Here is a 530-nt window from a genome sequence, read left to right on the forward strand (position 1 = left end):
TCCAGCAATGGCAAGTCATCTTTTAACGCCAGTTCCTGCGACTCTTCCACCACCAGTTTGCTGCTCAGATCGCGCAGAGCAAGGAAAATCTCCCCGCGACTAATGCGCAGAGAAAGATAGTGCCAGGCTTCAGTTTCAACCACCAGCCCCACCGCCGGACGGCCACGGTTCCCCGCTTCTTTGATTTCCAGCTCTTGCACCAGGTGTGCTTCGAGCATCTCACGGACAATTTTAGTGATACTGGCAGGAGCCAGTTGCGCCAGACGGGAAAGATCGATACGCGAGACTGGACCAAGCTGATCAATCAGGCGATAAACCGCGCCCGCGTTGGTCTGCTTTATTTGATCAATGTGCCCAGGCTGGTTTTCAGCAACCACCGCATACTCCCTATATTTTCGCGCTCCGAAATAATCTGTAGGCTATGGTGAAGCACTTCAATACGTGTCGTCAAATTTTTACTTAGGCATGTGATTAACAGCACATTTTTCGGGCTTTTTCGCTGAAATTTCCCTCACCTGAGAGCATTCAGC

Annotated in this window: 1 pseudogene; it reads right to left on the minus strand. The window is 50.9% G+C overall.

Features of this window, described 5'->3' with window-relative positions:
• Nucleotides 1-377: pseudogene (locus tag ACYVJE_RS23120) on the minus strand (hypothetical protein); the annotation flags it as partial.
• Between the last annotated feature and the right edge of the window lie 153 nt (nt 378-530).

The organism is Salinifilum aidingensis (assembly GCF_054782015.1).